The 23018-nt window shown below is 44.2% G+C and carries 19 protein-coding genes and 1 tRNA gene; 12 read left to right on the top strand and 8 right to left on the bottom strand.

Translation table 11 applies throughout. The features are described 5' to 3' along the window. Nucleotides 1-55 precede the first annotated feature (55 nt). A complete protein-coding gene (glnE, locus tag ACMXYU_RS01245) occupies nt 56-2956 on the top strand; it encodes a bifunctional [glutamate--ammonia ligase]-adenylyl-L-tyrosine phosphorylase/[glutamate--ammonia-ligase] adenylyltransferase (protein WP_415899838.1) in 2901 nt (966 codons plus the stop codon). Nucleotides 2957-3032: 76 nt separating this feature from the next. Here the strand turns inward: glnE and ACMXYU_RS01240 are convergent, their stop codons facing one another. Next, nucleotides 3033-4031 (bottom strand): branched-chain amino acid aminotransferase, encoded by a 999-nt coding sequence (locus ACMXYU_RS01240; protein ID WP_415883173.1) that lies wholly within the window; start codon nt 4029-4031, stop codon nt 3033-3035. A gap of 360 nt (nt 4032-4391) precedes the next feature. On the opposite strand from ACMXYU_RS01240, the gene waaF reads away from it, so the two are divergent. The 3 genes from waaF (at nt 4392) to ACMXYU_RS01225 (ending at nt 9660) form a co-directional block, all read left to right on the top strand. Further along, nucleotides 4392-5417 carry a lipopolysaccharide heptosyltransferase II gene (gene waaF, locus ACMXYU_RS01235; protein WP_415899837.1) on the top strand — a complete coding sequence of 342 codons (1026 nt, stop codon included), beginning with the start codon at nt 4392-4394 and terminating at the stop codon, nt 5415-5417. After that, complete coding sequence (rfaC, locus tag ACMXYU_RS01230) at nt 5414-6418, top strand: lipopolysaccharide heptosyltransferase RfaC (protein ID WP_415899835.1); 1005 nt, start codon at nt 5414-5416, stop codon at nt 6416-6418. Before waaF ends, rfaC begins: the two co-directional genes overlap by 4 nt. A gap of 194 nt (nt 6419-6612) precedes the next feature. Continuing rightward, complete coding sequence (locus tag ACMXYU_RS01225; RefSeq protein ID WP_415899834.1) at nt 6613-9660, top strand: EAL domain-containing protein; 3048 nt, start codon at nt 6613-6615, stop codon at nt 9658-9660. Between the two features lie 37 nt (nt 9661-9697). Here the strand turns inward: ACMXYU_RS01225 and ACMXYU_RS01220 are convergent. Continuing rightward, nucleotides 9698-9773 (bottom strand) — tRNA-Thr (locus ACMXYU_RS01220). Between the two features lie 123 nt (nt 9774-9896). Beyond that, on the bottom strand, nt 9897-10289 hold the full coding sequence (locus ACMXYU_RS01215; RefSeq protein WP_415899833.1) for a hypothetical protein: 393 nt from the start codon (nt 10287-10289) through the stop codon (nt 9897-9899). A 125-nt stretch (nt 10290-10414) separates the two neighbouring features. Between ACMXYU_RS01215 and ACMXYU_RS01210 the strand changes: the two genes are divergently transcribed. From ACMXYU_RS01210 to ACMXYU_RS01195, 4 genes are all read left to right on the top strand, one after another. Beyond that, nucleotides 10415-10924 carry a hypothetical protein gene (locus tag ACMXYU_RS01210; protein WP_415899832.1) on the top strand — a complete coding sequence of 170 codons (510 nt, stop codon included), beginning with the start codon at nt 10415-10417 and terminating at the stop codon, nt 10922-10924. A gap of 163 nt (nt 10925-11087) precedes the next feature. Beyond that, on the top strand, nt 11088-12098 hold the full coding sequence (locus ACMXYU_RS01205; protein ID WP_415899831.1) for a zinc-dependent alcohol dehydrogenase family protein: 1011 nt from the start codon (nt 11088-11090) through the stop codon (nt 12096-12098). Nucleotides 12099-12424: 326 nt separating this feature from the next. Next, a complete protein-coding gene (locus tag ACMXYU_RS01200; RefSeq protein ID WP_415899830.1) occupies nt 12425-13408 on the top strand; it encodes an HDOD domain-containing protein in 984 nt (327 codons plus the stop codon). Nucleotides 13409-13851: 443 nt separating this feature from the next. After that, nucleotides 13852-14181, top strand: coding sequence for a hypothetical protein (locus ACMXYU_RS01195; protein ID WP_415899829.1), 330 nt, complete (start codon nt 13852-13854; stop codon nt 14179-14181). On the opposite strand, the gene ACMXYU_RS01190 is transcribed toward ACMXYU_RS01195, so the two are convergent. Further along, nucleotides 14175-15140: an ABC transporter substrate-binding protein gene (locus ACMXYU_RS01190; protein WP_415899828.1), complete on the bottom strand. Its 966-nt coding sequence runs from the start codon at nt 15138-15140 to the stop codon at nt 14175-14177. The genes ACMXYU_RS01195 and ACMXYU_RS01190 overlap by 7 nt on opposite strands. 328 nt (nt 15141-15468) lie before the next feature. Here ACMXYU_RS01190 and ACMXYU_RS01185 point away from each other — a divergent pair, with 328 nt between their 5' ends. Together ACMXYU_RS01185 and ACMXYU_RS01180 are read left to right on the top strand one after the other, a co-directional pair. After that, entirely contained in the window at nt 15469-15840 is a 372-nt protein-coding gene (locus ACMXYU_RS01185; RefSeq protein WP_415893119.1) for a thiol-disulfide oxidoreductase DCC family protein, read from the top strand. 131 nt (nt 15841-15971) lie between these two features. Further along, complete coding sequence (locus ACMXYU_RS01180; RefSeq protein ID WP_415899827.1) at nt 15972-16559, top strand: TetR/AcrR family transcriptional regulator; 588 nt, start codon at nt 15972-15974, stop codon at nt 16557-16559. 3 nt (nt 16560-16562) lie between these two features. On the opposite strand, the gene ACMXYU_RS01175 is transcribed toward ACMXYU_RS01180, so the two are convergent. After that, complete coding sequence (locus ACMXYU_RS01175; protein WP_415899826.1) at nt 16563-17870, bottom strand: ABC1 kinase family protein; 1308 nt, start codon at nt 17868-17870, stop codon at nt 16563-16565. A gap of 263 nt (nt 17871-18133) precedes the next feature. Beyond that, nucleotides 18134-18493 carry a hypothetical protein gene (locus ACMXYU_RS01170; RefSeq protein WP_415899825.1) on the bottom strand — a complete coding sequence of 120 codons (360 nt, stop codon included), beginning with the start codon at nt 18491-18493 and terminating at the stop codon, nt 18134-18136. Nucleotides 18494-18758: 265 nt separating this feature from the next. On the opposite strand from ACMXYU_RS01170, the gene ACMXYU_RS01165 reads away from it, so the two are divergent. After that, complete coding sequence (locus ACMXYU_RS01165; protein WP_415899824.1) at nt 18759-19919, top strand: PQQ-dependent sugar dehydrogenase; 1161 nt, start codon at nt 18759-18761, stop codon at nt 19917-19919. 432 nt (nt 19920-20351) lie between these two features. Further along, on the top strand, nt 20352-22097 hold the full coding sequence (locus tag ACMXYU_RS01160) for a S8 family serine peptidase (RefSeq protein ID WP_415899823.1): 1746 nt from the start codon (nt 20352-20354) through the stop codon (nt 22095-22097). A gap of 190 nt (nt 22098-22287) precedes the next feature. On the opposite strand, the gene ACMXYU_RS01155 is transcribed toward ACMXYU_RS01160, so the two are convergent. After that, nucleotides 22288-22455, bottom strand: a complete 168-nt coding sequence (locus ACMXYU_RS01155) for a hypothetical protein (protein WP_415899822.1) — start codon at nt 22453-22455, stop codon at nt 22288-22290. Beyond that, nucleotides 22442-22666, bottom strand: a complete 225-nt coding sequence (locus ACMXYU_RS01150; protein WP_415899821.1) for a hypothetical protein — start codon at nt 22664-22666, stop codon at nt 22442-22444. The genes ACMXYU_RS01155 and ACMXYU_RS01150 overlap by 14 nt, the downstream gene beginning before the upstream one ends. Nucleotides 22667-23018 lie beyond the last annotated feature (352 nt).

The following is a 23018-nucleotide window of genomic DNA, read 5'->3' as shown; positions in this document are numbered from 1 at the left end:
TTTAGTACGCATCATATTCGGCCCTAAGTTTCACATTTCAGGAGACATAAGCCTTATGCTCAAACCGCACATGGATATACTGCCAGAAACACTTCAACCGGTACTCACCAAAAACTGGGAACCCCTTGAAGAAACTCTGACTACACTGAGCAATACCCCCGAGAGTTTTAGTCAGGACTTAAGCCGTGTTCTGACCGGCAGTAACTTCGTGGCAGAGCAACTCGAGCGTCGCCCAGAGATGTTGAGTTCGCTCCTTGAGAGCGGTGATCTATACAACACCTATTCAGAAGAGCAGTATCACAACACACTGAAAGAAACCTTTAGCTCTTTAGAAACGGAAGAACAGCTTCACAAAGCGATCCGTTGTTTCCGTCAGCGCGAACAAGTTCGATTAATCTGGCGTGACCTCACCCGTGCCAGCGATATGCGTACAACCACACGCGAGCTGTCTTGGTTGGCTGATGCCTGTGTCGAACAAACCATGAACTGGCTTTATGACCAAGCTTGCGAACGTTGGGGCACACCAACCGGCCGACACAGCCGTAAGCCGCAACGCATGGTTGTACTGGGTATGGGTAAGCTAGGTGCAAACGAGCTGAATTTATCCTCCGATATCGACCTAATCTACGTTTACCCAGAAAACGGTGAAACCGAAGGCAGCAAAAAATGTCTCGACAATCAGGACTTCTTTATCCGTCTAGGCAAAAAACTGATTCAGGCGCTGGATAACAGCACCATCGACGGCTTTGTATTCCGTGTCGATATGCGCCTACGTCCTTTCGGCTCAGCTGGCCCCTTGGCGATCAGTTTCGATGCTATGGAAGGCTATTACCAAGAGCATGGTCGTGAGTGGGAACGCTACGCCATGATCAAAGCCCGCGTAATGGCCGGTGATAAAGAAGCGGGAGATGAGCTAATGCAAATTCTCCGCCCATTCGTGTACCGTAAATATATCGACTTCAGTGCTTTTGACTCTCTTCGTGAGATGAAAGAGATGATCAGCCGCGAAGTTCGTCGCAAAGGACTTAATAACAACGTAAAACTTGGCTCTGGCGGTATCCGCGAAGTTGAGTTTATCGCTCAAGTGTTCCAACTGCTACGTGGCGGCCGTGATACACGTCTGCAACAACGCGAGCTGTGTAATATTTTACCGATTCTGCCAGACGTCGTCGGTATGCCGGAACAAGCCTCTCAGGAGCTGATGGCGGCTTATGAATTTCTCCGTAACGCAGAACACGCCATCCAAGCGGTAGCTGACAAACAAACTCAAGAACTGCCAATCGACGAAGTAGAACAATGCCGCTTAGCATTCAGCATGGGCTTTAACGATTGGGATAGTTTCGCAGCCGAACTAGAAAGTCACCGCGAGAAAGTACGGATCCACTTTGCCGATCTGATTGCACCGTGCGAAGAAGCTGAACCAGAAGAAGATTCAGCTTGCGATGATACTTGGCTTTCTTTATGGAAAGATGAACTTGAAGATCAACAGGCGATCGACCTGCTTGAAGAACAAGGTTTCGACGATCCCAAAGAGGCCTGGCACAAGATCAAAACCTTGCGTGAATCACGCACAGTGCAGATGCTGCAATTGATTGCTCAAGAGCGTTTATTAGCCGTACTGCCTATTTTGCTACGTGAAATCGCCGCGACCGAAAATGCGACAGAAACTTTAGGCCGAGTCCTAACGCTGATCCAAGCGATCTTAAGGCGTTCCGCTTATCTAGTATTATTGGCCGAAAACCCAACCGCGCTTCAACAGATGGTGAAACTCTGTTCAGCATCTAGCTGGTTCTCAGAAAAACTAGCGAAGCAGCCAATTCTATTGGATGAATTGATTGACCCTAGCAGCCTATATTCGCCACCGGATAAAGCTCAGCTAAACAGCGAACTGCGCCAACAACTGCTACGTATTCCAGAAGAGGATACGGAACAGTTAATGGATACTCTGCGTTACTTCAAGAACGCCCACTCATTGAAAGTAGCGGCATCTGAGATCACGGGTGCGTTGCCGCTCATGAAAGTAAGTGATTACTTAACTTGGACAGCGGAAGTTATCTTAGAAGCAGTGGTCGATATCGCTTGGAAGTTGATGACCGAAAAGCACGGTGCTCCACAGAAATCCGCAGGCGTACCCTGCAACCCAGACTTTATCGTTTTGGGTTACGGCAAAATGGGCGGGATCGAGCTTTCCTATGGCTCGGATCTAGACCTAGTTTTTATTCACGATTCTGATGCGAACCTGTTTACCGATGGCGAGAAACAGATCGCTAACTCGGTCTTCTTTACTCGCTTAGGTCAGAAGATCATCCACATCTTAAATACATTCACCACCTCAGGTCAGCTGTATGAAGTGGACATGCGTCTGCGTCCATCTGGTAACTCCGGCCTATTGGTAAGTTCTCTTAAAGCCTTCTCCGACTATCAACACAAAGAAGCGTGGACTTGGGAACATCAAGCCCTTGTTCGTGCACGCGTTGTTGCCGGTGATGCAGCTCTGAAAGAGAAGTTTGAAGAGGTGAGAGCCGAGATTCTTAAACTGCCTAGAGAAAATGAAAAGTTACTAGAAGAAGTAACAGAGATGCGCGAGAAGATGCGTGACCATCTGGGTAGCAAAGGTAATGATGAAGAGAACCCTGTGTTCCACCTTAAACATGACCGAGGTGGCATTGTTGATATTGAGTTTATCGTTCAATACTTAGTTTTACGCAATGCCGGTAAATGCCCTTCTCTTTATGAGTTCACCGACAACATCCGTATTTTAGATGCTGCCGAGCAGGTCGAGTTAATCAGCCAAGATACAGCTGAAACCCTACGAGAAGCTTATAAAGCTTATCGCGCAGCAGGCCATCGTCAAACCTTGCAGGATCGCTCCAATACCATATCTGGCGCTGAGATGACCGAGATGCGAAATGCAGTCGCAAGCATCTGGCAAGGGGTCATGTCAGGGGAAAGCTAAGCTTTCTCCTGATAACGAAAAAGGGCAGCACCTGCGAAGGTACTGCCCTTTTTTAAAAAACTGTCTAGGGAGGCCTTTAAACGTCGGTCAACCAACCGTGCTTATCTTCTGCCTTACCCCATTGGATATCGTTTAGCGCCTTACGTAAACGTAGAGTTGTCTCGCCAATACCACCATTACCAACGCTGTACTCTTTATCGTTATAAACCATAGTACCCACTGGCGCCAATACGGCAGCTGTACCCGAAAGAGCAGCTTCGCAACCTGGCTTAGCAATACGCTCAAGCATCTCTTCTACCGAGATACTACGCTCAGACACTTTAAGACCTAAATCACGGGCAATGGTTAGAACAGAATCACGCGTTACACCGTGCAGGAAGCTTTCATCCAAATCACGTGTGATAACTTCATCACCATCGATTAGCAGGAAGTTAGCTGCGCCAGTTTCCTGAATATCACCGTTTGGACAGAACAGAACCTGATCAACATTGTGCTCAGCTTTAGCTTTCATCGTTGGCAGTAATGCACTCGCGTAGTTGCCACCACTCTTGATCATGCCATTGTGAGGCGCACAACGTAGGCCGTTATCTTCTACCAACAAGCGCAACGCGCGATCACCACCCGCAAAGTAATCACCTACAGGTGAAAGCAGTACGTAGAAACAAGCCGTTTCAGATGGCGCAGCTGCTTTACCGATCGCAGGCTCAGTACCAAACAACGTTGGACGGATATACATAGAACCCGGAGGCGCTGGAACTTCATCAGCAAAACGCTTCACTGTATCCAGAATCATCTGAGTTACAAATTCCTCATCCAATTCTGGCAGTGCCAATAGACGCGCACTTTGCGCCATACGAGATACGTTACGATCAATACGGAAAACTTTGATCGAACCATCTTCATGACGGAATGCTTTAAGACCTTCAAAACACGTCGAAGAGTAATGCAGCACATGCGCACCTGGGTGCAAGTTGATGCTGTCACTAGGGACCATTTCGACCGCACTCCAGCTGGAACCGTCAAACCAAGAGATTGACATTTCAGGCATAAAAACGGAGCCGAATGCAGTTGCCATGAGACCTTCCTTCTAATTATTTTGATGCGTTACTGTTTTGCCCTTCGATACACTCGATACAGGGGCAAACAGAGATAATATGTACAAATTTAGGGCTGATATTCTAATCCTGATAACAGAAAATTGGAATTCCCTGAGCCCTCCAACAGCGCATCTTGCGGAATTAAAGTGCCAATAAACCCTATAAGAATTGAAATTGGGCGTTTTTCTCCAATTCTTGTATGATTCTCACCTTATCAAATACCGTTTTTATCGGGCTGTCTAAGCACGATAACGCGCTATTTTTGATCGTAATCTAAAAGCAACAGAGCAGAAGGTTCACTCTCCTATGTCGTTCACACAGCAAATGGATAACAGCCAATGAAAACGCTTATCATCGGCCCATCTTGGGTAGGCGACATGTTAATGAGCCAATCTCTGTACCAGCACCTAAAACAGAAGAACCCTGATATTGAGATCGACGTGTTAGCGCCGAACTGGTGTCGACCTGTTTTAGCGCGTATGCCCGAGGTCAATAAAGCGATTGAGATGCCGGTAGGACATGGCAGCCTGCAATGGGGTCTACGCAAACAGATTGGTCAGGAACTCGCTAAAAACGGTTATGAGCAAGCTCTCGTGCTGCCCAACTCACTAAAATCTGCGTTAATCCCATGGTTTGCCAAAATTCCAAAAAGAACTGGCTGGCGTGGTGAGATGCGTTATGGCTTGCTGACCGACCTTAGACCACTGGATAAAGAAGCCTATCCATTGATGGTTCAGCGCTACCTTGGCCTAGCAGAAGCACCAGGGACACCAGCCATGCCGATGGAACAGATCCCTTATCCGCAACTGACAGTGGATAGCGCCGAGTATGAAGCTGCTTTAGCTCAGTTCAAACTAAACCCTGATAAAGCGATCGCGTTTTGCCCAGGTGCCGAGTTTGGTCCAGCTAAACGCTGGCCCGATTATCACTATGCAGCACTAGCGAAGCTATTAATTGCTGATGGCTACCAGATCTGGCTATTTGGCTCCGAAAAAGACAAGCCGGTATGCCAACAAATTCAAGACCAGCTTACGATTGAAGAACAACAGCGCTGCAGCAACTTAGCCGGTGTTACCACGCTTCCTCAAGCTATCGACCTGATCGCGCATTGCCAAGCGGCGGTGAGTAATGATTCTGGATTGATGCATATTGCGGCAGCCGTCAATGTGCCGCTGGTTGCACTATACGGCCCTACCAGCCCTGGATTTACACCACCGCTATCCGATAAAGCGGAGATCATTAGGCTGATCGAAGGCTACCAAAAAATCAGAAAAGGTGATGCTGACCAAGGCTATCATCAAAGTATGATCGATATCACACCTGAGCTTGCTTATAAGGCAACCATCAACGGATTAAACCGATGAAGAAGGTTCTTGTTGTTAAAACTTCATCCATGGGCGATATCATCCATACCTTGCCTGCACTCACAGACGCGGCTCGTGCAATCCCAGGTGTACAGTTTGATTGGGTTGTTGAAGAAAATTTTACCGAAGTACCTTCATGGCACCCTTCGGTTAATCAGGTTATCCCGGTTGCCATTCGTCGCTGGCGCAAGAATATCTGGAGCACACTAAAAAGCGGTGAGTGGTCCGATTACAAGCAGCGACTGCAAACAGAAAAGTACGACGCTGTTATTGATGCCCAAGGCTTACTCAAGAGTGCTGTACTGGTCACACGCTTAGCAAACGGGCCTTCATTCGGCTTAGATAAAGATTCTGCTAAAGAGCCACTAGCAGCACGTTTTTACGACACCTCTATTTCAGTTCCGAAACAGCAACATGCCGTAGAGCGCGTTCGCCAATTGTTTGCCCAAGCGCTTGGGTACAATCTCTCAGATGAGCGCGGTGATTTTAATATTCGTCAGCATTTCTTAAAGCAAACGCATCGTGAAGCGCCTTATCTAGTCTTTCAACACAGCACGACACGCTTTGATAAGCATTGGCCTGAAACCTACTGGCAAGCGCTGATCAAACTAGCAGGAGATGCGGGCTGGAAGATAAAACTGCCTTGGGGCTCAGAGCCTGAGCAGCAACGTGCACAAAGGCTTGCTAAAGCACACGAAAATGCTGAAGTATTACCACGCCTCCCTTTAGCTGAAATCGCTTCCATCCTGACGGGTGCGAATGCTTGTGTTTCTGTGGACACGGGTTTATCCCACTTAGCTGCAGCATTAGATACGCCTAACGTCATTCTATTTGGCCCAACTGATCCTGGATTAGTTGGTGGCTATGGTAAAGACCAAACCTGCCTACAAGCCAGTGTATGCCCTGCCAATCAAAACGATGTTGAACCTGCTATTTTTGCACCGCTTACGCCTGAAATTGTTTGGGATACATTATCCAGCCAAATCAGCTTAACTAGTTAATAAGTCGATAAAAAAGCATCTAACTATTTGCCTATCAGGTAAATAGTTCTAGGATAAAATGAAAGGTTTTTCCTAGAACTATTTATACGCCCTAATGTACAGGAGCGAACATTAGCTAGCACTGCAACGACTGCATAAACCTAATTTGTCGAACATTCGTTTTGTTCGGCTTTGTTGTATTAAGAAGGTTTACTTTGGCAACAGATCACTCTGAAAACGTTCACATCAATAAGCCCATCCGCGGCTTACTTGCGCTCGTTGTTTTACCACTATTTTTGATCGCGATAGGCGGCATTGGGATCTATTTAAATCTGGCAAGTAAAAGCGAAACCGAAGCGCGTAATCACAGTCAGAACATCACTAAGTTGTTAGCCAGTCAAGCGGATGCTTTCATCCGTAATAGAACACACGCAGTTGCGCTAATGGCAGGCGAGCAACAAATCACCCAATACATACTTAACCCCGATACAAATCACTCTCGAATCAAGAAGAAACTAAAACGTTACTGCCATACATTGCAGGCATCTATCTGTTACATCATGGATAAGAACGGCGTTACCCAAGCAGACAACCGCCCACCGGAGACGACCCTTGTAGGAAAAAACTATGCTTTTCGCCCGTATTTTCAACAAGCGATTCAAGGTATACCAATCGTTCACTTAGCTTTGGGCGTCACAACAAAAAAACGCGGTCTCTATTTCAGCCACCCTATTTATTCAGATGCTGAATCCCCTATTGGTGTAGCTATAATCAAATTTCTACCGGATCAAATTGAAGAGCGCTTCCATCGACTCCCAGGTAACGCTTCTTTGATTGATCCGAACGGTGTTGTCTTTGCTTCCAACAATGAAAACTGGCTATACAAGACCTTATTCCCTCTCTCTCCAATACAAGAAAAGCAGGTCGCAGCATCACGACAATTTGGCGATTCAATACCTGAACACTTAGGTTTCAGCCGCAAGTTAGATAGCTCAGTGATAGAAAAGGATGAACAACTGTTTATCTATGAAAACGCACCATTAGAAGAGCTGCCAGGTTGGCACATCTCATTTCTGTTAGAACCTGAACAATTTCAAACCGCAGAACAGATAACTCAGCATCAAATCGCGTTATCCTTGATTGGGGCGATGTTCTTTTTAACCTTAGTCGCCATCAAGCTCCTTTATAGACAACTAAGACAAAGCTTAGGCTCAACTCAACGCTATCAGCAGGAGCTTGAACAAAGTGAACAACGTTTACAACGTTTTGAAGAGGTCACTTCCGAAGCTATCTTTATCCACAATTCACAAGGCATTGTCGACCTCAATAAGAGAGCAGAAGAACTGTTTGGCTATAGCTATCAAGACTTTATTAAACTTGATCCAAAAACCCTTTTCACAGCTGATAGCTTACCTCTTGCTCTTGAACATACGCGAACTAAGTCCGAGCAACCCTATCAAGCTGCCATTATTACAAGCCAACAAGAGGAGATACCGGTAGTCATAACGGGTCGGACAGTACTTTGGCATGGTGAGAAAGCGAGAGTTTCTTCCTTCCGTGATATAAGACAAAGAGTTGCCACCCAGAAAAAGCTATCAGCAAGTGAGGATCGTTTTCGGCAGCTATCTGATTTGGTCGCCGAAGGTTTACTAATCTACAGTAACCACAAGATCATCGATGTAAATCAAGCCCTATGCCGCATTTTTGCAACAGACAAAGAAACACTAATTTCCTCTTCTTTAAACGCTTTATTTAACAAAGAGATATCCAAAGAGATTCTAGAGCTAGAGCAAAAGAATCAGTCTTCATTTGAAATCTCGCTACAACGTGGTGACGGCTCTACCTTTCCTGCTGAAATATCATCAGCCAGTATGCAGTTTGATGATGGCCTGTTTAACATCGTTGCGATACGCGACATTAGCCGCCAGAAAGAGCAAGAAGAGCATATTCTCTATCAAGCGCAGTATGACTTACTCACCAATATACCGAACCGAGTGTTGGCACGTGATCGTGCTGAACAAGCGATGAAGAAAATGCGTCGAGAAGGTCGCAAACTGGCTTTAATGTTTATCGATTTAGACGACTTTAAAAAGGTGAACGACAGCTTAGGTCACGATATTGGAGACCAACTACTACAACAAGCGGTTAAACGGCTGCAAAGCTGCTTAGCTGATAACCACACGTTAGCGCGCCACGGGGGAGATGAGTTCATCGTTATTCTCGAAGATCTAGATAAACCGGAACAAGCGGAACTCACAGCAGAGCTAATTTTAGAGAAATTCGTACAACCCTTCTTCATTCAAAGTAAGCAACTGATTGTGACTGCTAGTATTGGCATCGCCATTTTCCCAGATGATGCAGTCGATTTTAGAGCGCTATTGCGTGCTGCAGATATCGGCATGTATAAAGCTAAAAAAGATGGGCGTAACCGCTTCCACTATTACACCCAAGAGATGAATGATGTCGCGATTCGACAATTAGAACTCGATAACTGCCTACGTGAAGCGATTGCCAATGACGAACTGAGTTTGGCTTTTCAGCCATTAATATGCGGCTTAAACGACACACCTAAGATTGTAGGTGCAGAAGCATTATTACGGTGGCATTCATCTAAACTCGGCGATGTATCGCCGGTCGAATTTGTCCCACTAACCGAACAGACAGGCCTAATTATCCCTATAGGTCGCTGGGTACTAAAACAGGCCTGCAAACAAGCTCAACGTTGGATCGAGCAAGGACATGCTGATTTCACTATCTCTGTTAACGTGTCGCCGAGGCAGTTTAAGAGCAATGACTTTATTAAAGATATAAACCAAGCGCTTGAATACAGCGGTCTTAAACCTGAACACCTGAAACTGGAAGTAACAGAGGGACTAATTATTGAGGCATCCTCCAAACTGGATAATACCCTTCAGAGGATCTCAGATATGGGGATTCAGATCTCTATGGATGACTTCGGGACCGGCTATTCCTCTCTAAACTACCTACAACGATTCCCGTTCGATAACCTAAAAATCGATCGCTCATTTATTCGAGAGCTCGCAACCAACCCAGACTCTCAGATATTGGTTTCTGCAACTATAGCTATGGCCCACCAGCTAGGTCTAAGTGTTACAGCAGAAGGGATCGAGACGGAAGAACAAAAAGCCTATCTTCACGAACTACGCTGCGATTTTCTACAAGGCTATTTGCTTGGAAAGCCCGTAACATCAGAAATGTTTAGCGAAGCATTAAAACAGGGTAAACAGACAAATTCAGATTAAAATGTTGCTTAAGAAATAACTAGCAAAGGAGAGAAAGTGGTGCCGGCACCAAGAGTCGAACTCGGGACCTACTGATTACAAGTCAGTTGCTCTACCAACTGAGCTATACCGGCACATCTCAGAAGAGGACGCGAATAATATGCAGTTATCCGACGCGAATCAAGTCTATTTTTAAATTTATTTTCAAAGCGATTAATTATCATACAAAACAGAGGTTAAAACGGTTATCGTCCGCGTTAATCGTCTAAGTTATTCAACCAATCTTGTCCTTGCTCCTCATTGTCAAAGAACTCAAATTGTATCTCATGCTGAAAACAGATCGCTTTTAGCATCATCAAATCATCCTCATCTGAATCCACTAAATCGATATAAGCAATTTTCAAGTGGGTCCAATCATTATTAACAAACTGATCCACCACATCGTAAGCTTCCATCACTGGTATAGAACCACAAATATGCGAGAGGTAGAGCACCTTTTGCTGCCCCAAAGATTGTGCCGTTTCAGCTATTACTGCCCACACATCTAATGCTTCCCGCACTGCATGCTCAGGTTTGCGGCTACCAAAGATTTCCACTCGGATATATTTGCCAGTATTTTCTATCTGATACTGATAGGCCATATCACGCATTTGTAATTAGTTATTAACCTCTTAATTATAGACAGAGATATTCAGTGCTAAGGACGTAAAGCGTTTTAGATCAAATACTTTAAAATCGAACAAATACCAAACTATTTTCAACTAGAGGATTACCATTGAGATTCTTAGCTTACTTGATGATCTTAAGCACTTCAGGCGGCGCTCTAGCTGAATCTACCAGCTGCATCGAAAAATTTGAGCTCTATGCAAAAGCCCAAACCACATGGCAACATGCAAGCACCAAACGCGCCTTGGAGCTGTTACCTGAACATGCCGAGCGTATAAACCATTACCGAGACACACAGCTCCTTTCAATAGAACGACGTGTCCTTGCTGTGAAATTAGCGCTCAAGCATACCCCTGACAAAGTACAAACTTGGGGCAGTATCAACAACTGGATTGACCTCTCCCCGGAACTAGAAGCTGAACTCGCCCAGTACGATTCAAACCTAATAACTCTGTCACAAATGCACAAAAAGATGACAACGCAACCGGAAATAGAGGTAGATCATAATTTCCATCGCACGTTCCAAAAAGCTGCATTGAGCGATGAAACCTTCCGTCAGCTAATGGATAATTTCAACATCCGTTCTCGCGATATAAACAGCATGAGCTGCGTAAAATAGATTTTTCCTGCTGATTAGGGTAGCGGAACCACCAACCCTCTACCCTTCGTTGTCCCGATAGATTATTAAAAATTCACTACTTTAGAGCCATTTTTCATATTAGCAGTTGCCCCTTCCTTATCTCAGTGCCACTCTTTCCTACAACATTTAGTGGAGAACAGTTATGCGCGCGTACCAAGTAGATTCCGCCGAAGGCATTCAAGCGATTAAGCAAATCGAAATAGAAACGCCTAAACCCAATGGCAAAGAGATTCTGGTTAAGATGAAGGCCTGTTCTCTTAACTATAGAGATACGTTAATTACTTTAGGTGGCTATGTACGGAATGATGTACGCCCAATCATCCCTCTGTCTGACGGCGCTGGCGAAGTGGTTAGTGTGGGTGACGAGGTTACTCAATTTAAGGCAGGCGACAGAGTCATTGGTAACTTTTTCCAACACTGGGTAGATGGCGAGATCAATGATCAAGGTCTTAATTCAGCTCTGGGTGGCGCAATAGATGGCGTGCTAGCGGACTACTTTATTCTGCAAGAAGATTGCACGGTAAAAATCCCTGAACATCTATCTTACAGTGAAGCATCAACCCTCCCCTGCGCAGCAACAACCGCTTGGCACGCCCTAGTTAATGTTGGCAGCATTAAGCCAGGCGATACAGTTCTTCTGTTAGGTACGGGAGGGGTTTCTATTTTTGGCTTACAGCTAGCGAAAGCCAAAGGTGCAAAAGTGATCATAACTTCATCCAATGATGAGAAACTGGAGCGCGCAAGAGCACTAGGAGCCGACCACACAATCAACTACAAAACTTCACCAGATTGGGAAGAAGAAGTGCTTAAACTTACCAACGGCCAGGGCGTTGATAACGTTTTAGAAGTTGGGGGGGCAGGCACCTTCGAGAAGTCCGTTGCTTCTACAAAAGTTAATGGTACTGTGTCCGTAATTGGCATTCTAAGCGGCTTAGAAAACCCGACTATCAGCTTAATGACGATTTTTAACCTTTTGAGAATACAAGGTATCTATGTAGGTAGTACCGAAATGCTTACTCAGTTGACTGAGTTTATGACTGAGCAAAACCTAACCCCTGTTATAGATAAAACGTTCTCGTTCAGCGATGCCCAAGATGCATACGAATATATGGCAGGCGCTAAACACTTTGGCAAAGTTGTTATAGAAGCCTAACCGATTAAAACCACACGTTAATAAATGAAGCTGTGACACGTACAGCTTCATTTATTAGACCGCATAAAATTAGAAATAGAGGTGTTATTACGCTTAATGATGCTGCTTTTTCGGGCAAGCAGCACTTCTACTTTTTATCGGGCAACACCAATTAATACTCAAAGCCTACGATCTACCTGTAACTAAAGAGTTAATTCCTTATATAAGTAAAGCCTTTATAATGAGCAACCATTCATAATTGTGACCAAGATCAGATCACACGTAATAGAAGTCAGCTATTCTTAAGGGACTTAGTAGTAGCACAACCTTAAAAGTTGGTGTTTAGAGTGATTTTTAAGTCCCTATTCAAAAAAAAAGAAGCAAACTCACCTCAAGTTTCAGAGACAAAACGTAGAGCTCCGCAAGCAACTGCAGAGGAGATCTCTCAGCTTTTTATAAGCACGCTTCTAGAGCAAAATGTGAAAAATGAACATAATAGTATTGGCAATACAAACGAGTTAGATGACAAGCTCGTCGCTAAAGTAATGGCCGAACTTACTAATTTCAATCCCGATACTATTCCTAAGATCGCCAATGCTTCTCTAGAATTGATGGAAGCTTTAATTGATGAGAACGTGTGTTCCTCTAAAATTGTTGCAACCGTCAAAGAAGATCCTGTATTACTTGGAAAGTTACTCCATCTAGCAAATTCTGCCTTTTATCGCTGTAGTAAAACAGAAATTGAAAGCATTGATGATGCTGTAATCATGATGGGCAATGATGAAATAAGAAAGCTCGTAATCAGCACATTGATGGTCGACAACCTGAAAATCAATTCTGTCTATTTCCGGTTTTTTGGCGCTAACATATGGCAGCACTCCCATGATGTGGCAACAATGGCTGCTTTATACGCATCCTCTAAAGGGATGAATGAATTTCAGGCTTACCTCAACGGGTTACTTCATGATGTAGGCAAGTTAGTCATCTTTAAACTCCTCATTGATGTTCTTGAAACAGAAGCACCTGGCACATACCCGTCCAAATCCTTCTTCATTGACATCATGGATCGCTACAGTCACAAATTTACCTTAATGGCATTGAAAGAATGGGCACTAAATCCTGATTGGATCAGACCCATTCTTACATATCAGAGCAAGGTTAAATTGGAGAGTATGGACCTAAACAGTCAAGCTCTTTACATAGGCAATTATTGCTCCGAACTCACTCGTCTGCGCCAGTCAAAGCTAATCGACGATGAAGAGCTCTCTAGGCAGTTGTATAGCAAAGGGATCGAATTAAAAATTTATAAAGAACTTATACATAAACTCTGACAAGAACAGCATCTGTATTCATTATCATACGGAACCTATACCTCGGTCCCCTCGTTTCAGAAATCATGTTTAAGAATAATCACATCAATATGAAAAACCTAAAACCTTACAAAACGTATTGACATAAAAAGACAAAAAGTATCATACATGCTGCACTGCAACAAAAGAATTGAAAGGAATTGCATAGTATGGACAAGGAAGACGATACATTCTGCCCGCACTGCAGAACTCTTTTGGCGCATGAAAACGGCCATCCGTTACTCATCAAAATATCGAGACACAATTCTACAACTTCATATTACTGCGCAGTCTGCGGCAGTATATGGAATCATGGCATCATAGAGGGGTGGGACTTACTCTCACTGGGAAGTCAGACCGAGCAACCTCTCCGTCGCCAAGTATACTAAGGGGTAAGACACCCATGAGAAATTTCGGACTTATCTTTGCTTTCATTATCGCTCAACGCACACGCAACAAAAAATTACAGTACCCTACACCAAAAAATTGAACTCAGATTCCAAAGCAAACTCGAGCCTATCGCTTTAGATGCCGCATGGATTAATGCAACAACATTTAAGATTGGTACTACACAACAATCTGAAAACCACGACAAGTTTGCCACTTATGTCTGTGAATCAATCAATAGCCACGGTCTTTACCATCCCGAATTAACCGTTCGCATTATTAACCTTCCAAGACTAATGGCGACAGGGCGCCAAGAAATCTTAGCTGAAAAAAACTGCAATAAGCTTACCCCCCCTGTCGATCATTGAACAATAGAGGGAGAATCGAGAGCCTTATCAAGAATTGAAAAGTTCCAAAAATGCTCTAATTTTTGCTCTTCCGGTTTTTTAATCGTTCCCGCAAATCCATAAAATTCTATATCAGCAGAAAATGCCGAAGTTCGACCACCATCGTTAGAGAAAGCTCCCTCAGCAACCATTTCCTGCACATATTGAAGTATTTTAATGTCTGCCACTTTCGGCAGTAATCCATAGTTATTACGCTGATCCACAATAAATGCAGGCTCTCGATTCATTCGATTCCAAACAAATAAAAGTTCTTCTACTAAAATACCCAGCTCTTTTGGATTAGCGCGGATAAAGGTTTCATTAGCAAACAACGCTTCATCTGTAGCATTAATTTTCTCGATTGGAAGAACTTTAAAAGGGGAATTAGGGCGAGCAATTAACTTGTTTTTGCGTTCTGTATCGACAACAGTCGCATGAACTCTTCCATTTACCATTGCATTTGCGCGCACACCAGAGCCAGAAAGATAGACCATCTTTCGGTACTTGATACCATGCTTTTTGGCCATCATTTTAACCATCGCTTCCGTACCTGAACCTTTACCATGAGAATACATATCCTCACCATCCAGCTCTTCCCAGCTGTTAAAATAACGGGAATCTACTACGGGATGAAAACGAAGTTTATTTATCTGAAAGAACATACGTAATGGCACATCGGTTTGCTGAACCTTCTGGTAAGGCACTCCCATACCGATATCTGCGCGATTATTCAAAATAGCGAGCAATGCCTTCTCTTCGGAAAGCATATAGTCAACTTTAATAGCCAAGCCTCTCTCTTTAGATCGCTCAATTGCGATTAAAGTTGGCAGCATATCCGGACCTGGAAAGTCATTTAAAGCGACACGTATCAGTCCAGCATTAGCATTAACACTAGATATAAATACCATGCTTAACAATAAGCTTTTTAACACTCGAAACATGGCTTTCCTCAACATTTAAGCTAATAATTGCTTAATCATATTACATAAAAAGTCGATACATAAAACGCTTCAAAACGGTATTCTTAGCCTCTATATCACCATATCCTAATCAGGTTAGTCGAGAGGTTAGGTCATGAGCGCGGCGCTCAAACGCAAACTTTTACTCCCAATCCTTACGGGAGTTTCGCTTTTAATCTTAGAGTATTTGATTAAGCCCGTTGTTTTCCAGCGTAAAAAACTGGCGCAATGAAGCACTATAAATTCCAATGTCCTTTTAGGTAGATTTGGCCCAAACTTTAGGTACTCCTCTTTAACGAGACGGAAAGCCATGTCTGATAGCCAAAACAAAATTACTGTTTTTTATGACGGCTCCTGCCCTCGCTGCGTCCAAGATCGCAAAAACTACGAGAGCAAAGATCCTAACGCTTCAGAAATGATCGAATGGTTGGATATCACTAACAAAGAAAAAGAACTGCTTGAACTAGGCATAGACCCACATAAAGCTTTAACGGAACTACATATTCGAGACACTGATGGGACCATCTACTCAGAGTTGGATGCCTATCGAATCCTGATGCAAAGAGTACCTAGCTATCGGCTCATTGGCTGGTTTATAAGCCTGCCACTAATAAGACCTCTAAGCAGCAAGTTGTACCATTGGCTGGTGACACGTCGTTTAAGGAAAGCTGGGCGCTTATAAAAATCCAACAACCTAACCCCATCTCTCCCTCCTTTTAGCATCAAATTGCTGCCCTATACTGTTTAACATGACCCTTAAACGTACTCGGTTCGAAGTTAGATAACTCGTCCTTGTTAAACGAAGCGTAAATTATGAATGATGCCCAACCTAATCCAGAGAGTTTGGACGCCCAATCCATTCTCAAGACTGCGTTAGCTTTAGCGCAACAGCAGGGAAACTGGTACGACCTCAATTTGGTCGATATCGCGGTGCATTGTGACACTTCAATCAGCGAGATTTATAAACACTTTGCCGATACCAATGCGATTGCCGATTTCTGGTTTTCACAGGCCCTAGAAACCATGCTCTCAGTAGATAGACATGAGATGACTAGCTTGTCCGCAGCAGCACGTTTGGATCATATTATTTGGAGCTGGTTTAAAGCACTCGCTCCCTATCATGCAGTTACCTCTCAGATGCTTAAAGCAAAGCTACATCCGCCGCATATTCATCACTGGGTCCCCATGATTTTTGACCTCTCACGCTTAGTCCAACTATGGCTTGATATGGCGGAGCTAAATGCTGGCGGCCGACGCCGTCAGATTCAGGAAATTGCACTTACAGGGATTTTTTTGGTGACGTTAAGCGCTTGGTGTCGAGATCAGTGTCCGCAACAAACCCAAGCACACAGCAAACTTTTAAGGATGCTGGAAAAAGCGGAGAGATCCGGGCAATTCTAATGATTAGACGAGATAAGGTTTGATCAAGGAGGCAATATCTACCTGCGCGCGCAAACGTGCACAAAGTAGGTAAGTACCCGCAAACTTCCGATGTAAAAACAGTACATCTGTCGACGGTAGATACAGATAGCGCTGACGCACACGTAAGGAGATCGCCTGATTTGCCACCCGCTTTGATAGATCTGAAAATCCAAAGTCGAAACAACCCTCTTGCCGTAGAGGTTCCGCAACCATACGAATCATTTCGCATAACCCTTGCCGATAAACCGGATCCTCATCTGTCCGGAGATAGCCCAACGCTATGGCATAAGTTTCGATAGCAGGAAGGTCATCATCCCGTGCAGCCGTCATCAATTGCCTTAGCTGTTCGATAAACTCAGTTGGGTAACGCCTTGTCGCACCAAAATCCAATAAGCCGATACACTCCTTATCGGCTTGGTATCTATAATTCGCAAAATTGGCATCGGTCTGAACCAATTGCCATTCAAAGACTTCTTTGAACATCAGAGACAACATGCGGGTGGCGATCTGATTGCGAACCAGACTCGATTCACCAGCCAGTGATTCTATAGGCACACCCGGCACAAATGACATTGAGAGAACTTCTGCACTACTGCGTGAACTATCCACTGTAGGCAATGTGAAGTTAGAATCACTTCCGAGACAACGACCATATTCGGTGATACTGGCAGCTTCAGCGTTATAATCAGCTTCTTGATGCAGCTGCCGTTTCGCCTCAGCTAAAAGTGGGGAAAGGTCATACCCTTTTGGTACCAACCGTAACAGTTTAAACAACGTAGAGACATTATTTACATCGCTATCGATACTATCGCGCACCCCGGGATACTGAATTTTTATCGCAAGGTGCTGGCCTTGTTTAGTTTTAGCCTCGTGAACTTGCCCGATAGAGGCCGCCGCTAGCGGTGTAAAAGAGAAGCGCTCGAACTCATCTTCCCAGCCTCTTCCCCATGTGTTCTCCAATACATCAGCCACTTGCCCTTGTGGCATGGTATAAGCGCTCTCGCGCAGGGTCGCTAAAACATCGGTAAGTTCAGGTGGAAGATAGTCGCCAGCCTCCATTGATAATAACTGGCCAACCTTCATGGCCGCGCCGCGCATCTCCGATAACTTATCCGTCAGTTGCCTAGCATTTTCAGGTGTTAGCAGCAGATCAATGGCTTTAACTCTCTTACCTGCTAGCAGTTGGCTCGCCCCTTCAGAGATCATCTCACCTGCAATTCCACCAGCAAGACGGCCCAACCTGAGTAAACGGCCTGCACGACTCGATGGAACCGGTTTATCTCTAGCCACAGTGACTTTCCTTTAGGTTATTGCCAGTAAGGTTGAACTCTGGATTCAGTATAGGAAAGAGATTAAATGCGGGTTATAGGAATGAATTGGAAGATAGGATGATCAACATTTTAAAAATGCTCAACCAGAGCGCTTCGAAGACTAGAACGCAGTCAGATTGATAGGAGAAACCTAGCTCGATGTCTCCTATCGATGAATATAGCGCTGTGAATCTTTTGGCATATGCTTGGAGGTCGAAGTAAGAGCTGAGAAATTAGACTCACTTACTCACAAGGGAAAGCACGTTGCAGACCCCACAATAAAACATACTCGAGATCGGTTTCCTTCCAGAAAGGGCTATTTCTAGAGCCATCCATCATACGGTATTGCAGTTCTTTCTCGAAAATAGAGACAGCATGTTCTGGGCCTAAATCCACTTTTTCTGGCTGACAATACAAAGGAGCCTGGTTCAAGCCTTCAAGGTTAACATTCGCTGCCGTATAAGCATTCAAGGAGGCAGCTAGGTAGATATCGGTCTTATCACTCTGTCTATAGTTATCCGCATTCTGCCAATCGGCTTTAGCTTGAAACGATGTAATTAGCGCAAGTCCCACAAGCAGCGTGGAGATCTGTTTCATGCTCATTTTTTTATTGTCCCTTTTATTGTTAAGCCCATTTTTACCTGCAAAAGGTATCAGTTTAAAAAGAGAGTAGCGAGTTTAACGTTTTGAAAGCAAAGTGCTATTTAGAATCTAAACATTAATGAACAGTGAAACCTATAAATGAGAAAACAGTTAACCCGCTCACTTTTGATTTAAACTAATCTTAATGATCTGATCTCTAAAAGCATGACGTACGAATTTTAATTATTCATGACCAACCAATAGCGTATTCAATGAGGCCATTTCGATGAGAGCGTTGAACTTATATAAACGACCTATTCTTGGAGTAGTTTTTATAGCTATAGCAGGACTGTCTTTATCACTGCCCGTCTCAGCAGCAACCAACCTAAATACAAAGGTCATAGCTCAAGGTATCGAATACCCTTGGGGCATGACATGGATAAGTGATCATGAATTGCTGATCACAGAAAAAGAGGTCGGTGGTTGGATTGTCGATACAAACACAGGCAAGAAACAGAAAGTGACCGGCTGGCCTGAGGATATTAACCCTGATGGTCAAGGCGGGCTGTTAGACGTGCTCAGTGATCCTCTTTTTACAAGCAACCGAAAGCTATATGTCAGTTTCAGCCACCAAGACAGATCGAAAGGATCGACTACTCGCGTGGCCTCTGCAGAACTCAGCCCAGACCTCGAATTAGTCAATTGGACAGTATTATTCACAGCCCTCCCATACAGCGGCAAAGTCCACCACTATGGTTCACGTCTCGCCTTAGCAGATGACAACTTATTTATCAGCGTGGGCGATAGAGGGCAACGCCATCGCTCTCAGGATCTGTCTGATCACGCGGGGAAAATCCATCGCATCAACAAAGATGGTAGCACCCCAAAAGACAATCCATTTATAGGCATGACAGACAACTCAGGCAAGCCTATCCCAGAAAGTATTTACAGCTATGGCCACAGAAATCCACAAGGGATGTTTATCGATTCTCAAAGCAATATCTGGATTCATGAACACGGCCCTAGGGGTGGAGACGAACTAAATCTAATCCAGAAAGGAAAAAACTATGGTTGGCCAATCATTACTTACGGCAAGGAGTACTGGGGGCCATCGATTGGTGAAGGAACACATAAACAAGGAATGCAGCAACCGGAATATTATTACGTACCCTCAATCGCTCCCTCAGGTTTGGTGCGCTATGAAGCAGACCTATTCACAGAGTGGCAAGGTGATTTTCTAATCGGCGCATTAAAGGGCAGTCATCTTAATCGACTTACCAAGGCCTCCGGTTCTTCAGAGACGAATCAAAAATTCGAAGAACATCGTTATTTGGAAGATTTAGACCTCCGCATCAGGGATATCGAAGTTGATAAAGAAGGGGCTATTTATCTTTTGACTGATGAGGGAAATGGGAAGTTGATTAGGGTTATGCCGCCCCTGCACTAAAAATGTAACGATCATCCAGTTATGATAGGTGAAAAATAATTTTTCTCATTTTGCAAAACAAAATGCATCTCATTTATATACTTCTTATTTAATTCAATAACGGATATGACCAGCAAAAGGTCCAACTATTTTTTATGTGATTTTACTAAAAACCTAGATCAATTCCCTTCAAGACTAGCTAGAAAAAAACAAACTTTAAGCACTTTTGGTGCAAGCATTTCTGTGCGACAGGCAAGTAATAAAAACAGAAAGCTAGAACAAAAATGTAGATAAAATTTTAATAAATCTTTTCTATTAATTTTTTCTAAAATAGATAAAATCTAGGCATGGTTAAATTCTATTAATATTTAACGATTTTGGTTTTTTTGGTGCGTTTATTGCTGCTTGAATATTCAATAGAGATTTTGAAATAAGAACTAATGAGGAACAATCATGCCTTCCCTCAATAAGATCAATACTCCAAAAGCACTTCTAGCATCGCTGTTGCTTTCATCCTCTCCCATGTACCTATACGCTGCGCCGACTGCAACGGGTACGGATCAGTTGATTGTTAAGTTTGACGATAAGTTTGCAAATGGTCGATTTGAAGCAGGTCGCCTCTCCCAAGCAGCCGGCATACCTATGAGTTTTCTTCGCGAAACAGCAAGTGGGCGTCTAATTTTTCAACTTGATGAACTAAAATCTCCCAACCAAGCCAAAGGTCTAGCAAAAGCATTATCTAAAATTGAAGGCATTTCCCATGCGGAGCCAGACATCCACATGGTTCCTTTCGCACTTCCTAACGATCCTCTGCTTCAAGATTACCAGTGGCATTACTTTGGGCCGAACTCCAGCCCAAGCGAACCGGGTGGGTTAAATGTGACACAAGCATGGGAAAACCTTGATGGCAGCTACCAAAAAGCGGTTGTAGCCATTCTTGACACCGGAAGTACTGATCACTCAGATTTAAACGCTAATACTATTCCTGGTTATGACATGATTAGTTATGCCGACATTGCGAATGATGGCAATGGACGAGATTCTGATCCTAGTGACCCTGGTGATAATATTGACCCTAATGCAGCAAAAGCAGACTACAGTAGTTGGCATGGCACTCACGTAGCAGGTACTGTCGGTGCCGTAACGAACAACAGTAATGGATTAGCGGGAGTGGGATATGACCGCGTTCAACTGATGCATGTTCGTGTGCTTGGTGTTGGCGGAGGAACTTACTCAGATATTGCAGATGCCATCCACTGGGCAACTGATAACGGTGCAAATGTTATTAACATGAGTTTGGGGGGAAGCAGTAGCTGTGATCCCAACTCTTCAATGCAAGCTGCTATTAATTATGCAGTCTCTAACAACGTAAGCGTTGTTGTCTCTGCTGGTAACAGCAACACCAATACAGCTAATTTCACCCCAGCAAGCTGTTCAAATGTTATCAATGTTGCAGCGGTTAACCGAAGCGGAGGCAAGGCAAATTATTCCAATTATGGCGACCTTGTTGATATAGCGGCCCCAGGCGGTGAGGGAAGTACCAGCACAAGCACATACGTAGTTTCGACACACAATGACGGTATAACAGGGCCTGGTAACGAAAGATATGTAGGCATGGCTGGCACTAGTATGGCCGCACCACATATTTCTGGATTGGCTGCACTGCTATATTCTGAAAATACGTCGATAACCCCTGCAGAGATCGAGCAGCTATTAAAAGAAAATGTTCGTCCATTCCCTGCTACATGTAACGGTTGCGGTACGGGCATCGTAGATGCACATTTAGCAATGCAAGCCTTACCTACTGGAACTCCTACAGACCCAGAACCAACACTTCAACCACCAAACGCACCTACATTCCTAAGTCCTTTTGTTGAAGCTGGAAACGTTTCTTTATCTTGGACTGATGTGGATACAGAAGAATGGTATGAGTTACAAGTTAGTAAAAAAGCACGTGGTAAAAAGTGGGGAGCATATTCTGACTTGCTAAATTCTGATAACAGCCAAATCTCCGCAGATACTACTGATTTTTCCCATAGCCCAAGCGACGGAACATACAAGTACCGTCTACGAGCGTCCAATAGTGCAGGCTCTTCTGAATGGGTCTTGAGTGAAGAAATCAGCGTCGATTCAAGTAGCAGCACTGACGATGATTCAGGCTCAGGTAGCACAAAGTGTCATCCTAAACGAGGTTGTTAGTAGCCCAAGCAAAGAATCAAAGCAATTTATTTGTTTCTGTTAGCCCTCATGTAGACCGTCTCCCTCGGAGACTGGTCTACAGAACGTTCTTCATGCAGCACAATAGCCACCGGTGAATACGCCCCGCAAACGGTTTTGGAGTTTTCCTTTGGATGAGAGGAACAGCCAAAGGCTGTGGACAAAGATCAAGTTAATCCTTTCGTGACTCCCTCTCATACTCAGCCTTATCTTTTCGCCGCTCTCTTTGCGCTTCTTCACGGTCTTTTTTCAATTCGCGTTCGTACTCTTCACGATCCTTTCGCGCTTCACGCTCCATCTTTTCACTTTCTTTACGTGCTTCCCTCTCACGTTCTTCCATCTCTTTCCGAAGCTTCGCGTTCATCCTCAAGATCCCGCTTACGCTGTTTTCTGAGAAGCTCTTCATCACGCTTCATACTTTCACGTTCATTTTTCCGTTGCTCTTTAGCTGCTTCCCGATCAGCCTTGTTTTTAGGGTCAGCATGAGCAACTGTCAGCGGTAATGACACTGAGAGAAATGTAATAACAATTCCTGTTATGAACTTTTTCATCTTTGATATTCCTGAAACAAAGTAGGGATGAGTCTATTGATAATAGATTACAGCTGACGCAGAGCTGAATGATTTTTCGCTTGTAGAACCCTTCCACCGGAAACAGATCTACAAACACTCCCTGCGACACTATGACCATCGGTACTTACTGCTCGCAAATACTCTTGGCATGCACCTGTAGCTGGGCTGGATGGGGTAGCAAAAATCGAATAGGAAAAAGCAAAAGGAAATAGATAAGAACGGGATTATTCGCTGCGCTCACCCTTCGGGCCATCGTCGTAAGCTCCGATGTTATGTCGCGCTGCTCGATTCACCCTCCAGATCGGTACATTAAATCAGCGAAGTGCGAGGA

Origin of the sequence: Neptuniibacter sp. QD48_11, assembly GCF_047778095.1 — a bacterium.
Classification (GTDB): Bacteria; Pseudomonadota; Gammaproteobacteria; order Pseudomonadales; family Balneatricaceae; genus Neptuniibacter.
The sequence above is the reverse complement of the archived record's forward strand: the minus strand, read 5'-3'. Positions and strand labels throughout refer to the sequence as shown.

Coding starts and splice junctions, on each gene's coding strand:
- ACMXYU_RS01215 (WP_415899833.1), bottom strand. CDS start 10,289: ATGCGTGATATGGCCTATCAGTATCAGATAGAAAATACTGGCAAATAT.
- ACMXYU_RS01240 (WP_415883173.1), bottom strand. CDS start 4,031: ATGGCAACTGCATTCGGCTCCGTTTTTATGCCTGAAATGTCAATCTCT.
- ACMXYU_RS01155 (WP_415899822.1), bottom strand. CDS start 22,455: ATGGAAGAACGTGAGAGGGAAGCACGTAAAGAAAGTGAAAAGATGGAG.
- ACMXYU_RS01205 (WP_415899831.1), top strand. CDS start 11,088: ATGCGCGCGTACCAAGTAGATTCCGCCGAAGGCATTCAAGCGATTAAG.
- ACMXYU_RS01180 (WP_415899827.1), top strand. CDS start 15,972: ATGAATGATGCCCAACCTAATCCAGAGAGTTTGGACGCCCAATCCATT.
- ACMXYU_RS01165 (WP_415899824.1), top strand. CDS start 18,759: ATGAGAGCGTTGAACTTATATAAACGACCTATTCTTGGAGTAGTTTTT.
- waaF (WP_415899837.1), top strand. CDS start 4,392: ATGAAAACGCTTATCATCGGCCCATCTTGGGTAGGCGACATGTTAATG.
- ACMXYU_RS01185 (WP_415893119.1), top strand. CDS start 15,469: ATGTCTGATAGCCAAAACAAAATTACTGTTTTTTATGACGGCTCCTGC.
- ACMXYU_RS01190 (WP_415899828.1), bottom strand. CDS start 15,140: ATGTTTCGAGTGTTAAAAAGCTTATTGTTAAGCATGGTATTTATATCT.
- ACMXYU_RS01150 (WP_415899821.1), bottom strand. CDS start 22,666: ATGAAAAAGTTCATAACAGGAATTGTTATTACATTTCTCTCAGTGTCA.
- ACMXYU_RS01160 (WP_415899823.1), top strand. CDS start 20,352: ATGCCTTCCCTCAATAAGATCAATACTCCAAAAGCACTTCTAGCATCG.
- glnE (WP_415899838.1), top strand. CDS start 56: ATGCTCAAACCGCACATGGATATACTGCCAGAAACACTTCAACCGGTA.
- ACMXYU_RS01170 (WP_415899825.1), bottom strand. CDS start 18,493: ATGAGCATGAAACAGATCTCCACGCTGCTTGTGGGACTTGCGCTAATT.
- rfaC (WP_415899835.1), top strand. CDS start 5,414: ATGAAGAAGGTTCTTGTTGTTAAAACTTCATCCATGGGCGATATCATC.